This is a genomic window from Bifidobacterium choerinum (assembly GCF_002761235.1).
Classification (GTDB): Bacteria; Actinomycetota; Actinomycetes; order Actinomycetales; family Bifidobacteriaceae; genus Bifidobacterium; species Bifidobacterium choerinum.
On the sequence record NZ_CP018044.1, the window covers coordinates 1,012,960 to 1,029,470 of the forward strand.

Below are 16,511 nucleotides of genomic sequence, written 5' to 3' on the forward strand. Positions count from 1 at the left end.
CGGTCTGTTGCGATCACGGCGAGTACGGATTGACGCCGATGCGTTTACTGGGGCGGTCTGGGGCGGTCTGGGGCGGTCTGTTGCGATCGTGGTGGGGTGATTGGGGCAGTCGAGTTCGCCGAAGCGGCCGGCTTCCCCTAATCGGGTGTGGGGCTCCACCGAGGTCCAGAGCTTGGAGGCAGTCGTGTGGAAGAGTGCGGACTGGGACGGGGCAATCGGTGGCGGATTGACTGGAGGATGCGCACGTTGTCAGGAAGCGGGAGATGTGCGGTCTTCGTCCGACGAGGAGCGGCACAGCAGGTTGCTGCCGGATGATTTGGTTGCTGAAAACGGTGCAGACGCGCGGCAATGGCGGGATGCGCCGCATCGTGGAATCCATGGGTGAGAGGTATTGTGAAAAGTGTGTGCGGAAAAGCATCGGATTGGTTGCCGTAGTAGGGGTCACGTGATTGGATGAAGCGTCTACTACGGCAATCGCGGATGATGCCCGACTCAGGCCGACGGCGAAACGCCGATGCAAACGTTTGAAGAGTGCGTCTTAAGCGGTTTAGTTTGTCTGTGATGCATGCATTATATTCTGCTTCGGGTAAAATGCAGTACATATGTAGAACGAAGACGTTGCCACCGGTAGAGGAGGGATGCGACTGCGAAGGATTGCAGCCAGAATCACCGCGGCATCCAGCCGAAGGGTAACGTCGAGAGAACTTAGAGGAACCTTCCGGTCCGCCCGGGCCCGGAAGTAGGAGCAAAAAGGGAAAGAACCTATGAGGATGAAGCACGGGAGCAGCCAAGGGCTGGCCGCATCGGCAAAGCCCCGCCTGCTCGCTGCGTTCACGGCGGTAGCGATGATGTTCGCCACCGCCGTTCCCGCGTTGATGCCGAAGCCGGCGATGGCGGACGACCCGGAGGTCGAAGGAGCCATTTGTACACCACAGGACATCACGATGGGCGATAACACTTCGGACGCTAAGAAAGATGATGGTATTGCGACTTGGGTTGGCCGAGACATGTATGTGGGATCTCCGGAAGGAAAGACGTCTTTTGGCCAAGGGCAAGCGCCAGACAAATCCTATGCTGTGGAAGCTGAAGGCTTGACGCTTGTTGGTGGCAAGCTCGCCATCAACTCGACCAAGGCCAGCTGGAACCAAAGAGGTTTCCGCTTCGGCATTGTTGGTTTTGGCGCGCAATATCGCCCGGCTGCGGGCAGCGACACTCTCGTGGTGGCTGGCGGCAGTAATAGCAACATTACGCTGACGGATTCCGAAAACCAGAGCACTAATGTGCTGGGCTGGGGACAGTTGGGACGTGGTTGGATTGGTACAGCCAACAGCGACGAATCGGAATACAATGCAAAAATCGCCGGTCGTGAATCTACAGTGATGGCGCCGGTCGAAAGTACAACCATTTATCTGAAGAATAGCGCAGCGGAGCCGCCGCTTATCCATGCATGGTACGCTCCTAATGGACCTGATATTACGGTTTGGAATAACCGTCCTCGGATGTACCGCGTTACCAGTGAGTGGGTGGCGTATACTTTCCCCACTACAGCAAAGATTGGCTTCAAGTTCGATAACGGTCCTACTAATTTCTTTACTAACGGCACAGATCTCGCATGGACGGTGGACAACGGCAATAATAGTGTTGGCACTCCGTCGGTCGTTAAGTCGTTGTATAGCACCAGCTCTAGTAGTGTGGTCAGTTGGAATCAGCCTAATCCTTTGACTCAGGTTCGGCTGAACGGTGAAACATATGATTACCATGACAACACTACCGCGATTCGGCAACTATCTGATACGTTGGGCGCAATCCCGCAGTCAGAGACTTCAAGTGTGCAGGTCAATCAGACCGCAGAGAATGCTCTTAATTACGGATATACGCGTCAAAAGTATAATTCTGGGCAATTCCATCCGGCTGAAGGATCGAGCGGCGCATATACTTCTCCTTATATTGGCGTTAGGATGACGTTCGATGCGAATAATAAAGAGAAGATGATCATATTTGATGGCGGTCAGAACAATCAGAACTCCACCATCGTATTTAACGTGAATGCATCCGATCTCAATAGCAAGGATGCCAATGGTTTGGTTTTCAAATTCCAGAACATTAAGCCGGGTGCATCTGTGGTCGTCAATGTAAAGGGCGATCAGGAAGTAGAATTCCATAACGGTTGGCGTTTCTGGTGGAATGGTACCGAGATAGGCAATGGCTATTACCGTGGTGCTTCCGAAGCGGAAAAGAAGGGGTATGATCAGGCTTCGCAGGCTATTTTGTGGAATTTCCAAAATACCCCAAAACTCACTATCCGCGGCGGTGTGCTGAAAAACGGACAAGCGTTGCGTTGGGCGAATACAGGAGGCTCATCTACTGATGTGGCAGCTGTAGTGGATGACGATCCGGCTGCTGCGATGATTGGCTCGATTCTCGTGCCGCGCGGTTCGTTCGAGGACCATGTCACTACCAACGGTCGTGTTTGGGTTGGTCTGGACTTCATGATGTACAATCCAACAAAGGCTGTGGATTTTCCTGCCGGTATCGGTGAAGGCGCGTCGTCGTCGGTCATCGATATGGATCAGGAGCGTCACAACTTCCCGTGGAAGGGCTCGCTGCGCAGCGAATGCTCCGCGATTGCTTGGAACAAGACCGATGAAAGCGGCAATCTGCTCGGTGGCTCCACTTGGGGTGTCTACAAGAGCGTTCAGGACGCGATCAAAGAGGAGAACGCGCTGTATCCGGCCGTCAAGGACAACGACATTCCTTCCGGCGACTGGAATCCCAAGGACGGCGAGTTCCGTGTGGGCTCGCTGCAGCCGAACGCTCGTTACTACATCAAGGAGATGACGGCGCCGGAAGGCTATGTGAAATCTGACTTGATTTACGTCATCAAAACGACGGAAAAGGGTTCGGTCTCGAATAAGGACATCATTGCCGTCTATAACACCGATGGTACTGCAAACACAGATTCGAACTCGTGGAAGTTGACCGATGTCGTCGGTGGCGAGTCTGGAACGAAGGGTATTGCCAATACGCGCAAGGGCGGAAGCGTCCAGTGGGGTAAGTATGCCGACGGCGACAATTCCCACAAGGGTCTTGCCGGTTCCGAATGGACGCTGACGAAGACCGGTGAAGGCGGCTGGTCGCAGCTCATCACCGACAACACGAAGGCCGTGGAAAGTGTGTCCCTCTATAAGGACAACCAGGCCGTCGGAGAGTCGATGACGGTGACCGAGGGGGAAACCTTCAACCTTACCGCCAAGGTCATGCCTGAGGATGCTACGCAGGACGTCAACTGGTCCTCTTCGGATCCTGACGCCGTCGAGGTGCAGGATGGCCACATCACTGTCCGCCACACGCCAACGAATGGACAGACTGTCGTCATCACGGCGACGACTGTCGACACCAACGCCAGCGGCGATCGTATTGAGGCGCATGTTACGCTGACTATTCAGGAAACCGCGCTGCAGGAACTGACGCTGCAGTACAACGGCCAGACCGCGCCGTCTGAGATTTCCGCAACCGTCGGCAACAAGCTTACGTTGACTGCCACGGCTACCCCGGCGACGCTGAACAACAGCATCACTTGGGAATCCACGGATACCTCTGTTGCGACTGTGGACAGGGGCGTTGTTACGCCGCTTAAAGCCGGAGAGACGACCATTTGGGCCAAGTGCAAGAGCGACCGGAGCAAGTGGAAGTCCGTTGTCATCAAGGTCAATGAGGCGGTGGACCCGAATGCGACCGTCATCTACTTCAACCCGAAGAGCACGGTAAGTTATAGCGGCACACCGTACATTTACTATGGGGTCGATGGAAGCTCTTGGATTAGCGAACCAGTACAGATGACGCCGTACTGCGGCGACTGGTATGCCTACACGATTTCTTTGGACAAGAAGAAGGTGAGCTTCTACTTCACGAAGTCTACGGACAAGAATAGTAAGCTGTATACGGCAACGAACAATACTAACTTTGCGGTGGGCCCCAACGTCTCCAGCGCAGTAGTGGTCAACTATGAGACCATCACTACGGGTGGCAAGCCCACCTGCCCGACATCTCGTGCCGCTGCGGCACCTCAGACGACTGCCGTGCAGAATACGACGGTTTCCGTCGAAGAGGCCGACGCCGCCGCATCGCTGCAGGTCTTCCGCAGGGCGCGTCTGCAGGCGCGTGGGACCACGGCCGAACAGCCGACCTACAAGGATTCCAACTTCGCCGTCGGTCAGTTCACGATTCTGAACCTCCCGGCGGGCACCTACACGCTCAAGGAGACGACGGCGCCGGACGGATACTACCTGAACCCGACCGAGTATACGTTCACGATCGATGACACGGGCAAGGTCACTTGGACGGGCGGTAGGACGCCTTCCCTTGTAGGCGACATGGGCTGGATCGCCGATGTGCCGACCGAGTTCAGCTGGGACAAGATTGATGCCGGATACGAAGGTAACGAGTCGGAGAACGGTCCACTTGTTGGCACCAAGTGGCGTCTTGAGAAGTTCAAAGCAGCTGCGACCGAAGGCGGTGACGGTGTCTACGAGACCAATATTGCCGAGATCGAGGATTGCAATACCGAACTTGCAACTGACTGCGTCGGTAATGACCAGGATCCTACTGGAGGTAGCTTCACGCTGAAGAAGCTGACGGCTGGCAAGTATCGTCTCGTTGAGACGTATGCGCCTACCGGCTACGAGGTTCCGGAGAACGTCTATTACTACTTCGAGCTGGGTGCGCAGGCTCCGGATACCGCGGTGACCTGGAACAAGGGCACGCTGGATACCTGGGACAAGCAGACCGGTTCCTTCACCGGCACTAGTGAAAAATCTGTGAACGGTAACGTCGTTCCGAACTATCGCGAGACCGGCAGTGTAAACTGGAGTAAGGTTAATTCCGAAAACGCCAATCAGTTCCTTCGGGGCTCCGAATGGAAGGTGAGGTTCAAGGCTGAGGCTGCAGAAAACTTCTCTGAGTGGTATCAGGTTCTCGACTGCGCGACTACTCCAGCTCAGTGTGCCGTTCCCGGAAAGCCGGATAATCAGCCGACTTGGACTTATGATCATCATCCGAGTGCCGGCGTATTCCAGATGCAGAACCTGCAGTGGGGAGACTATGAGCTCGTTGAGACGAAGGCCCCTGATGGTTTTTATCCGTCCGACAAGACCTACACGTTCACTGTGTCCAAAGACAATGTGGAGAAGAACATCGCCATTCAGGGTGCGGAAAACGGCAACAAGATTCCGAACACGCCGGGCTTTGAGCTGCCTTCTACGGGCGGTGAGGGCAACACGCTGATTGTGATGTTCGGGTTTGCGCTCACAGCGATATCGATGCTAGGCTATGCGATAGCGATGCGGAAACGCGTCTAAGCAACATAGTCAATGATGAACAATTAAAGATTTGGGGCCGTCAACGTCGGTTATCGCTATCGGCGGCCCCTCCCTTGCTTGAATCATCCGATTCTTTGCCGGGGGGAAGTAAAAAAGATTTTATGAATCATCTGATTTGTAAAATTTACAATCAATCGAAGGAGATAACATGAAGAAGGTTTGGAAGGGCTTCGCCGCCGCGGTCTCCGCCGCTGCGATCGCCGCCACCGGTTTCATCGGTGCCACCTCTGCAAGTGCAGCCCCGGTTGGTACCGGCAACATCACGCTGACCGGCACCGTTTCGGGTGATCAGTATAAGGCCTATCGCCTGCTCAACGTCACCGGCGTCAACGGCACTTCGGTCGCTTATGAAGTCAACACCAAATACGCAGCGGTGCTGAAGACCGCGCTTGGCCTGACCAGTGGTAACGTCACCGACAAGCAGATCGTTGATGGTATCAAGAATCTGAGCACTGGCGACACCACCACCAATACCGATTCCAAGAATGTTCGTGCCTTCGCCAAGAGGGTCATGGATGCGATTACTACGGATGGTATCGAAGCTGATCTTGCCGAGACCGCTACCGACAACTCGCTTGCCTTCACCGGCATTCCGCGTGGCTACTACCTGTTCAACCAGACGGTGAACGGTGATCCGGATGCGAACACCGATTCCTCGTTCATCGTGGACACCGCGCTTGATACGGACACGAACATCGCCGTCAAGAACGGCACTGTGACCCTCGTCAAGAAGGTCCAGGACAACGATACCTCCAACGGTCAGTCCGCCAATCAGTGGATCGATTCCGCCGACTACAACATCGGCGATGATGTTCCGTTCCAGCTGGCCGGCACGCTGCCTGCGAACCTGACGTCCTTCAAGACTTTCAACTACGTCTTCCACGATACGCTGTCGACGGGTCTGACCCGCAACAATGATCTTAAGGTCGTCGTTGCGAACGGCGGTGTGGAAACCGACGTCACATCCAGCTTCACGCCGACGCCGGGCGAGAATGGTGCGTTCACCGTTGGCATCGCCGACATCCTTTCGCTGAACACCGAGGCGCAGACGCTCGTCACCAAGGACACGACCGTCTACGTTCGCTACACCGCGAAGCTGAACACTGGCGCTGTCATCGGCTCCAACGGCAACCCGAACGAGGCTTATCTCGAGTTCTCGAACAACAGCAACCACGACGGCACCGGTACCACCGAAAACACCCCGACGGACAAGGTCACCGTCTTCACCTACAGGCTCGATGTCGAGAAGACCTTCGACGTTGGTGCTCCGGCTGAGAGCGACCTGCCGAAGTTCACGCTGTACAAGAAGAACGCTGATGGTACGTACGTCCCGTACACCAACGACAAGGAAACCTCCGCTGAGAAGTCCGTTGTCAAGGTTGATGGCAAGTACACCATCGCTTGGGAAGGCATCGACGCCGGCGACTACAAGCTCGCCGAAACGCACACGCCCGCAGGCTACAACACGGCTGCTGATGTTGAGTTCACCGTCACCGCTGACCATCAGATCAGCTCTGATGATCCGAAGCTGAACAGCCTTGCTGGTGGCGATACGTTCACCGGCACCGTGGATACCGGTTCCATCTCGACCACGATCGAGAACAAGTCGGGCAACGAGCTGCCGTCGACCGGTGGCATGGGCACCACGGTGCTGTACGTCGCTGGCGCTGCGATCGTCCTGATCGCCGGCATCGGCCTCGCGGTTGCGCTCCGTCGCCGTCAGGCCTGAGTGACACCCCACAAGGAAAGGTGACATGAGGAATCAACACTCGGCCAATCTGGAATCCCAGACTGACGGTAGTATCGATGCCTCATCCCTTACGTCGCCCGCCGGCTCCGCACAGGAATCGACGGGCGGCAGCCTTATGGAGGAACAGACCATCAACGCCACTGACAACGCCACAACAACCACAACAACAAAGAAGAGCAACGTCGGACTCAACATCATGATCGTGCTCTTCGCCCTCGTCCTCCTCGGAGGCATCGGGCTTCTCGTCTATCCGACCTTCGCCAACTGGTGGAACACGATGCACGCGTCACGCGCCGTCGCCGGATACGTCGAAACCGTCAAAGACATGAGCGCGGACCAGAAGAAGGACCTCCTCGCCCAAGCCCACGCCTACAACGAACAACTCAACACGCTGCCGGACCGTTGGCACCTCACCGACGAGCAGATGGACCAGTACAACAAGACGCTTGACGTCTCAGGCACCGGAATCATGGGATACATCACGATCCCGAAACTCGAAGTGCGACTGCCCATCTACCACGGCACCGAAGACACCGTGCTGCAGATCGCCGGCGGACACCTCGCCGGATCGTCGCTGCCCGTAGGGGGCAAAGACACGCACACGGCCATCTCCGGACATACGGGACTGCCATCGGCGAAACTCTTCACCGGACTCGACAGCCTCAAGGAAGGCGACACCTTCGCATTCCACGTGCTCGACGACACGTACACGTATCAAGTCGACCAGATACGCACCGTGCTGCCGAACGAAATGCGGGACCTCGACTTCGACCCCAATCAGGACTACGCGACACTCATCACCTGCACGCCATACGGAGTCAACTCGCACCGACTCCTCGTACGCGGCCACCGGATCCCCACGCCGGCGAACGCGGACGAGACACCATACGACAAAGCAGACAACCAGCGGACGCTCATCATCGCCGGCATCGCACTCGCCATCGTGATGTTCATCCTCTGGATCATCTGGCTCATCGTGCACCGCAGCCGCAAACGCGGACGCGACGCCATGACCGGCGCACAGGTCAAGCATGCGGGCCGTTGACGCAGACCCGTCATCGCAACACTTATAATGAACCAAGAGAAGAAAGAACACCTCACCAACCCAAGGGGGACAATATGGAACGGCTTACCCTCGGCAGCCGCATCGCCACGGCAACGCTGTGCGCGGGCGCGTTGATCGCAAGCTTCGCCATCGGCCTGCCGAACGTCTACGCGGACGACACGGCCACGGATACGGATGTGAAGGACTCCATTACGACGACCGAGGATCGCACCGACCTCGCATCGACCGTCGTTGCAGGAGACGGTGAGGGCACCATCAACGTCCACTATGCGCACGACGAAGCCGGGCTCGAAGGCGTGGTCTTCCACCTGTACAACGTCGCCAAATGGGCGAACGAAGGCGGCTACGAGTCGATCGGCGACTTCGCCGACGCTGAACAGTATCCGGTGAGCTGGGATGTGCTCAACGCCGATCCGCAGACCTTCCGCGACATGGCGAACACGCTCGCCGGCTACATCGACGTCAACGGCACGAAGCCGGCGGCAAGCGCGATGACCGACGCGGACGGCAACGTCACCTTCGAAAAGGTCGGCGACGGCATGTTCCTCATCACCGCCGAGCGCCTCGTCGAAAAGACGCTCGAATGCGCGAGTTCGGCAATGCTCGTCGCGCTGCCGAACGTGCACGTCGAGGACGGGGCGAACCAGCGCGTCGTCAACATCGAACCGAAGAGCGACTGCGTCGTGCCGGAAATCAAGACCGAGACGCTCAACGTCAAGAAGGTCTGGAAGGACGCCGGCAACAACGATCGCCCGAAGTCGATCACCGTGGAACTGCTCAAGAACGGTGAAAGCCAGGAGACCATCGAACTGTCCGACGCGAACAACTGGCAGCATACGTGGGCGGAACTCGAATCCGGCAACGACTGGAAGGTCGTGGAGAAGGACGTGCCGGCGGGGTACACGACGATCTCCGACTACGACATGACCGCTGAGGATGAAGCCAGCGTGACGATCACCAACACGAAGCCGGCTCCGCCGGTCACGCCGCAGAAGCCGCCGGCGCAGACCGGTGCGGACATCGCGCTCGTCGTCGTCGTGGCAGGAGCGGCGCTCGTGCTTGGCGTGCTGCTCATCGTGAAGAGCCGCAAGAAGGAAGCGTGAGCTGCGCGAAGTGATCGCAGCGGCTGACGCCGATTGGTAGGGAAGGCCATCCGGGAGGGTGGCCTTCCCTCTTTTTGGTATTTGGGGTGTTGTTTGGGGAGTGCTCTGCGGTTGGTGGTTGGGTGTGTTCGGTGGTTGGCGGCCCTTTGCGGGTCCCATCTAGGTTGGTTGGGTGGTATCTCGGCTGAAGAGGAGCATTTTCTCTGTAGATGGCGGGTAGCGTCTATGGCGCGGCGCGGAAATAAGTGGGGGTATACATGGGGTATCCCGAGAAAATGCTCCTCTTCAGCTGAGATAGTCGGGAGATAGGCTGATGAATCAGAGCGCTGCGGGGCGGAAAACGAGAAAGCACGAGATGGTTGGCGCAATCGGCGTGCCTGTAGACATGTGCTGCGCGTATCTGCGATTTTGGGGTGGGTTTTCCCGCTAATCGTATCGTTGGAGCGAAAGCGGCGTTGGAAATCCAAGGAAAACAGGGCCAGTCACCCGACCTGCCCACCCCAAAATCGGAGATAGGGGGATGCCCTGCTCCAGATAACGCGCAGGCCGGTGGCGGCCCAGAGCGGGAAGTCGGCGATCAGCCTTTGTCACGGTAATCGGTCATCGGTAATCGGTCATCGCTATGCGGAAGGCACGGTCAAGATGGAATCGGTCGCAGGCGGCATGCAGGCTCTTGGTTCTGAGATTGATCGCCGCCTGCACCTCGATCGGATGGATGGCGCCATATCGCTCGATGGCGAAATCGACTTCGGCATGGCCGCGGGGATTGGCCCAATAATTCCAATAATACGGCGTGAACTGCTACGCGATGGGTGCGGTGGTTGGGGATGGTCAGCTGGCGGGAGTAGGTTAGGGGAATGCAGACGTTGGGCAGCGCGGCAGCGTCGGATGATGACGGTGTGTGGTGTCGGCGAGTATCATCGGCGTGTCGCGGACGGTCAACGGATGTTCATGGGACTGTGTATATTAGATTGCTGGTGTCTGGCCGCGAGGCTCGCACGCGCCGGACAGTAAGCTTCCCAAGTGAATAAAGGAACGAATATGTACGCGATTGTGAAGGCCGGCGGCCATCAGGAAAAGGTCGAGGTCGGCGATACGATCCTCGTGAATCGTCTTGCAGCCAAGAATGGCGAAACCGTGGAATTCCCGGTTGCGCTCGTCGTGGATGGCTCCAAGGTCACCGTTGCGGCGGCGGATCTCGCGAAGATCACCGTCAAGGCGGAAGTTGTGGATGATGAGGCCAAGGGTCCGAAGATCCGCATCCAGAAGTTCAAGAACAAGACCGGCGTTGCTCGTCGCAAGGGCCATCGCCAGAAGCTGACCGCCGTCAAGATCACCGAGATCGCCTGAGTTCGCTCAGATACGGATCGGCATCGGAAGACTGCAGTCAGACACTGAAAGGAATTAGAAATGGCACATAAGAAGGGCGCGTCCAGCTCGCGTAACGGTCGCGATTCAAATCCTCAGTACCTCGGCGTGAAGCGCTTCGGCGGTGAAGCCGTCGTCGCCGGCAACATCCTCGTTCGCCAGCGCGGCACCAAGTTCCATCCGGGCAAGAACGTCGGCGTTGGCAAGGACCACACGCTGTTCGCGCTGACCGATGGTCAGGTTCGCTTCGGTGTTCGCCGCGATCGCAAGGTCGTCGACGTCGTCGCTGAGTGATTCCACTGATCGCGTAAGCACAGACTTTTGGAAGGCCTCCGCCGTTTGGCGGGGGCCTTCCTGCGTTTGCGGGGGTGTGGGTAGGCGGTAGCTGGGCGTGGCGTGGTTGAGTGATGAGTGTGAGGTGCCGTCGGTGGTGGTGTGGGTGGTTGTTTGTGGGTGTGGTCACCTGTGGAATGCCGTTTGGGGTGCCTTGATTGGTGGTTTGTGGGTGGAGCTACGCATAGGAAGTCGGAGCGGCGGCTTCGGGAGTGTGCTAGTTATGCGAATTGCGCAGGTTACGCAGTGTACGTATTGACGGTGGCTTGCGCGGCAGTCATCGCCGTCCGGCGACCCATGCTGTCGGCGATTTGCACCGTCGGCATACCGGCAGGCGACGGGCGTCGCATGCGGACGGTGTCGAGATAGCGACGCCCCTATAGAATGGTCGGTTATGAGTGACTTTGTAGATCGAGTGACAGTGCATGTGAAGGGCGGAGACGGTGGCAACGGGTCGGCGGGCATCCGCAGGGAGAAGTACAAGCCGCTGGCCGGGCCGAACGGCGGCAATGGCGGGCGCGGCGGATCGGTCATCTTCGTGGCCGATCCGAATGCGAATTCGCTGCTGGATTATCGGTTCATGCCGCATCGCACCGCCGAGAGCGGAACGATGGGCCTTGGCGACACGAAGGACGGTTCGCAAGGAGCGGATCTGCGGCTGCCGGTACCGGTCGGCACCGTCGTGTTCACCGCGCGCGGAGCGGAAGGCCAGCCGAAGCGTCCGGGCGAGGTATTGGCCGATCTGCGGCACGCCGGCGACGAATTCGTCGCGGCCGCAGGCGGCGCGGGCGGCCTCGGCAACGCGGCGCTCGCCAACAAGACGCGTCGTGCCCCGGGATTCGCACTGCTTGGCGAACCCGGCGAAGAGCGCGACGTCATCCTCGAACTCAAATCAATCGCCGACGTGGCGCTCGTCGGCTTCCCGTCGGCGGGCAAATCGTCGCTCATCGCGGCCATGTCCGCGGCGAAGCCGAAGATCGCCGACTATCCGTTCACGACGCTCGTGCCGAACCTCGGCGTCGTGCAGGCGGGCGATATGCGATACACGATCGCCGACGTGCCGGGGCTCATCCCCGGCGCGTCGCAGGGCAAAGGGCTCGGACTGCAGTTCCTGAGGCACATCGAACGCACCGAAATCATCGCGCACGTCATCGATTGCGCGACGCTCGAACCGAACCGCGACCCGGTCGCCGACTACCGCGCGCTCGAAAAGGAACTCGCCGAATACGCGGAGGAGCTCGAACTGCCGCTCGGGGCGATCCCGATCCCCGAACGCCCGCGCGTCATCATCCTCAACAAGGTCGATATGCCGGAGGCGAAGGAACTCGCTGAATTCGTCAAGCCGGAATTCGAGAAGATGGATTTGCCGGTGTACGTCGTGTCGACCGCGTCGCACGAAGGCCTCAAGGAACTCAACTTCGCGCTCGCGAACCTCGTCACCGAGATGCGCAAGGACGTCGCCGCGCGTGAGGCGAGCGCCGAGGAGGAACGCGTCGTCATCAAGCCGCTCGAGGAAGCGGGGACGCGCCGGCTCAACGGACGCAACGGCGACGTGCAGGAATTCACGATCGAACGCGAAGAAGACGGCAACGGCAACTACTGGTACACGGTCACCGGCACGAAACCGGAACGTTGGGTCGTGCAGACGAACTTCGACAACGACGAGGCCGTCGGCTACCTCGCGGACCGTCTCGCGAAACTCGGCGTCGAGGATGCGCTCAGAAAGAACGGTGCCAAGCCGGGAGACGAAGTGCGCATCGGACGCGGCGCGCGCGCCGTCGCCTTCGATTGGGATCCGACGATCGCGGCCGGCGCGGAGATGCTCGACGGCACGCAGCTCGGCTCGCGTGGCCATGATCTTCGCCTTGAGGAGGAGGACACGCGTGCGCGGCGCCGTACGAATGCGGAACGTCGCCGTCAGTACCACGAGATGATGGACGCGCGCGCCGCCGTGCGCGCCGCGATGCAGGCGGAACGCGAGGCTGGCCATTGGGCGGATCCGTCGATCGATGACGACCGGCACGACGAGACGTCGTTGTTCGGCCGAGGCGAACCCGAGGAGTATGAGGACGAATCGGATGACGGTTCGGGCCGAACGGGTTCGGGGCGAACGGGTTCGCGGGGAGACGAAGCGTGACGGGCGGCGACGGTCAGCTTGGAGCCGAAAGTCGGCTGCAGGCGGAAGACGGTTCGGCTGCGAGCGAGGAATCGGCTGTGGGCGTGACGGATGGAACGGGAATCGCTTCGGTCTCGGTGGACGACGATAGACGTTTCACGGTCGGCGATTGGACGGCCGAGGAAACGCGGCGCGCGGTCGCGGCGGCGAAGACGATCGTCGTCAAGGTCGGGTCGAGTTCGCTGACGCAGCCGTCGGGGCATCTCGATGTGGACAAGCTCGATGCGCTTTCCGGCGCGGTGGCGAGCGTACGCCTCGCCGGTGCCAACGTTGTCCTCGTGTCGTCGGGCGCAATCGCGGCGGGCTTCGGGCCGCTCGGGTTCGCGTCAAGACCGACCGACGTGGCGACGCAGCAGGCGTGCGCGTCGGTCGGGCAGGGGCTGCTCATGGCGCAGTACGAGACTGCGTTCGGGCGCTACGGCGTGCGTGTCGGGCAGTTGCTCATCACTGCCGGCGACACGATGCAGCCGCAGCAGTACCGCAACGCGCGCCGGACGATGGCGACGATGCTCGAGCTCGGCGTCGTGCCGATCGTCAATGAGAACGATGCGCTCGCCAGCAATGAGATCCGCTTTGGTGACAACGATCGCCTGAGCGCGCTCATCGCGAACATGGTGCGCGCCGATGCGCTCGTGCTGCTCACCGACGTGGATGCGCTCTACACGGCGCCGCCGAAGGAGCCGGGCTCACGCAAGATTACGTTCGTGCCGAATGTGACGGCGATGATCGACGAGATCCGTGTCGGCGGCACCGGTTCAGGCGTCGGCACCGGCGGCATGGTCACGAAGCTCGAGGCCGCGCGCATGGCGGCGGTCTCCGGCATCCCGGCCGTCATGACCTGCGCGTCGAACGCTGGACCTGCGCTGATGGGCGACAACGTGGGCACCGCGTTCGCGCCGGTCAAACACCGCGGTTCGGCGAAGCGGTTGTGGATCAAATTCGCGTCGCATCCCCAGGGCACGCTCGTCGCCGACGCCGGCGCGGCTGCGGCCGTGCGCGCAGGGCGGGCGAGCCTGCTCGCCGCGGGCGTACTTGAGACGCGCGGGGATTTCTCCGCCGGTGATGCGGTGTGGATTGACGACGAGGCCGGCAATCATCTGGCGCGCGGGCTTGTCGCCTACGATTCCGAGGAGGTGCCGGACATGCTCGGCCGCACTACGGTGCAGCTGCGGCGTCTGCTCGGAGACGAATACGCGCATCCGCTCGTGCACCGCGACAACCTCGTACTCGTGTAGAGGTGTAGAGCCGGCGTGCACGCGGGGTGGGGCGCGGGGGTGATGCGCGGGTGGATGGTGCGCGGGTGGATCTAGGCTGCCGGCAACGGCCGCTGCAAGGTTTTTCGCCTGCAGCGGCCGTTGTGCGTCCTAGGCCGTCGAGGTGGGCCGGAAACTGGCTGGTTTGCGGGTGGGGTGGTCGGGGTGGCCGACGGGTTGGGATGGAAATCGGGGGGATTGGGAGGGTGAAAGTCCGGATGGTGAATGGGAGAGGGCGACACGGGGCTGGGATGACAACGCGAAGGGATAGCATGGAGGACATGAGCAACTCCCTTCCTCTTTCCGAAAGAATCAACCATGTTGCGCCGAGTGCCACGCTCGCGGTGGACACCAAAGCCAAGGCGATGAAGGCCCAGGGCATTGACGTCGTCGGTTTCGGCGCGGGCGAACCGAACTTCGCGACGCCGCAGGAAATCGTCGCGGTCGCAGCCGAAGCGGTCGTCGATCCGAAGAACTACAAGTACACGCCGACAGCGGGTCTGCCGGAGCTGCGCGCGGCCATCGCCGACAAGACGTTGCGCGACAGCGGCTATGAAGTCAAGCCCGAGCAGGTCGTCGTGACGAACGGCGGTAAGCAGGGCGTGTACGAGGCGATGCAGCTGATCCTCAACGATGGCGACGAAGTCATTATCCCGACGCCGTACTGGACAAGCTATCCAGAGATGGTCAAGCTCGCCGGCGGCAAGCCGGTCGAAGTGTTCGCCGGTGCCGAAGTCGGCTTCGAGCCGAATATCGAAGACATCGAAAAAGCACGTACCGGCAAGACGAAGGCAATCATCGTCACGTCGCCAAACAACCCCACCGGTGCGGTGTGGAGCGAGAAGACGATCAAGCAGATCGGCGAATGGGCGGTCGAACACGGCGTGTGGGTGCTCAGCGACGAAATCTACGAGCACCTCACCTATGACGGTGTGAAAACGACGTATATCGGCGCGGCCGTGCCGGAGGTACGCGGGCAGCTCATCGTGCTCAACGGCGTTGCGAAGACGTACGCGATGCCGGGCTGGCGCGTCGGCTGGCTCATCGCGCCGCCGGAAGTCGCCAAGGAAGCGGCGAAACTGCAGGGTCACATGACGTCGAATGTCAACAACATCGCGCAACGTGCAGCGCTCGCGGCGGTCGCCGGGCCGCTCGACGCGGTCGAGATGATGCGCGCGGCCTTCGACAAACGTCGTGGCATCATCGTCTCCGCGCTCAACGATATCGAAGGTGTGCATTGCCCGACGCCGAAGGGCGCGTTCTACGCGTTCGCTGACGTTCGCGGACTGCTGAACCGTCCGGTCGGCCCGAATGGACTCGAATTCGAGACTTCCTCTGATCTGGCTGCGGCGCTGCTCGACGAGGCCCACGTGGCCGCCGTGCCGGGCGAGGCGTTCGGCGCACCCGGGTATATGCGTTTCTCGTACGCGGTGGCGGACGATCAGATTGTGGAGGGCATGCGTCGGTTCAAGGAATGGGCCGAGGCGACGCGCGCCTGAGTGTGTGATGGCGGTTCGCGACGGAATTGGAGGAATCGGTTCGTCGTGAGCGGATTGACGGCGGTTGCGCTGATGCGCGGCCGCCGTTTTCGCATGGATAGGACGGAGCGGGATGGAAATGGAGGCTGGTTTGCGGGTAGGGTTGTCGGGGTGGTCGATGGGTTGGGACGGAAATGGGCCGGTTTGCGGTCGGGGTCGTCGTGGTGGTCGATGGGTCGGGGCGCAAATGGGCCGGTTTGCGGGTGTATTCGTCTGGGTGGTCGACGGATCGGGACGCAGTGGTCGGGGTTGTCGGTGGGGTCGATGGATCGGGACGGTGCGGATGAGATGGGCAAGTGACGGAAGGAGGACGGGGGACTCGTGGGCGGAGAGGGGGAGCAGCGGGGAGGAGGAGATAGGGAGAAGGAGATAGGGGGAGAGGAGGGAAAGAGAGAGGAAGAGGAGAGGGGTGGTTTGCGGCGGGGACGTGCCTGAGGGGGCGCCGGGAATCGGGGAAACGTGGGCGGATTGTGAAGGAAACACACGGGATTGGACATCGTCGGAAGGATACGTTACTATTTCGACTTGGCGGTTTTGCGAAGGTCG

At 60.0% G+C, this 16,511-nt stretch carries 9 protein-coding genes; all 9 read left to right on the plus strand.

Annotated elements, in window-relative coordinates; translation table 11 throughout:
- The first annotated feature begins 764 nt into the window (after window positions 1–764).
- The 9 genes from BcFMB_RS03910 (at window position 765) to BcFMB_RS03950 (ending at window position 15,926) form a co-directional block, all read left to right on the plus strand.
- Window positions 765–5,357 carry a SpaA isopeptide-forming pilin-related protein gene (locus BcFMB_RS03910; protein ID WP_099721107.1) on the plus strand — a complete coding sequence of 1,531 codons (4,593 nt, stop codon included), beginning with the start codon at window positions 765–767 and terminating at the stop codon, window positions 5,355–5,357.
- Between the two features lie 169 nt (window positions 5,358–5,526).
- On the plus strand, window positions 5,527–7,107 hold the full coding sequence (locus tag BcFMB_RS03915; protein WP_099721108.1) for an isopeptide-forming domain-containing fimbrial protein: 1,581 nt from the start codon (window positions 5,527–5,529) through the stop codon (window positions 7,105–7,107).
- A 136-nt stretch (window positions 7,108–7,243) separates the two neighbouring features.
- Window positions 7,244–8,173 carry a class C sortase gene (locus tag BcFMB_RS03920; RefSeq protein ID WP_232513878.1) on the plus strand — a complete coding sequence of 310 codons (930 nt, stop codon included), beginning with the start codon at window positions 7,244–7,246 and terminating at the stop codon, window positions 8,171–8,173.
- A 74-nt stretch (window positions 8,174–8,247) separates the two neighbouring features.
- Complete coding sequence (locus BcFMB_RS03925; protein WP_099721109.1) at window positions 8,248–9,297, plus strand: Cna B-type domain-containing protein; 1,050 nt, start codon at window positions 8,248–8,250, stop codon at window positions 9,295–9,297.
- Between the two features lie 1,041 nt (window positions 9,298–10,338).
- A complete protein-coding gene (gene rplU, locus BcFMB_RS03930) occupies window positions 10,339–10,647 on the plus strand; it encodes a 50S ribosomal protein L21 (RefSeq protein WP_024541052.1) in 309 nt (102 codons plus the stop codon).
- A 60-nt stretch (window positions 10,648–10,707) separates the two neighbouring features.
- Window positions 10,708–10,959: a 50S ribosomal protein L27 gene (gene rpmA, locus BcFMB_RS03935; protein WP_024541051.1), complete on the plus strand. Its 252-nt coding sequence runs from the start codon at window positions 10,708–10,710 to the stop codon at window positions 10,957–10,959.
- A 433-nt stretch (window positions 10,960–11,392) separates the two neighbouring features.
- Window positions 11,393–13,135 carry a GTPase ObgE gene (obgE, locus tag BcFMB_RS03940; protein WP_099721110.1) on the plus strand — a complete coding sequence of 581 codons (1,743 nt, stop codon included), beginning with the start codon at window positions 11,393–11,395 and terminating at the stop codon, window positions 13,133–13,135.
- A gap of 116 nt (window positions 13,136–13,251) precedes the next feature.
- On the plus strand, window positions 13,252–14,409 hold the full coding sequence (gene proB / locus BcFMB_RS03945) for a glutamate 5-kinase (protein ID WP_099721111.1): 1,158 nt from the start codon (window positions 13,252–13,254) through the stop codon (window positions 14,407–14,409).
- Window positions 14,410–14,708: 299 nt separating this feature from the next.
- Window positions 14,709–15,926: a pyridoxal phosphate-dependent aminotransferase gene (locus BcFMB_RS03950; RefSeq protein WP_418215012.1), complete on the plus strand. Its 1,218-nt coding sequence runs from the start codon at window positions 14,709–14,711 to the stop codon at window positions 15,924–15,926.
- The last annotated feature ends 585 nt before the right edge of the window (window positions 15,927–16,511 follow it).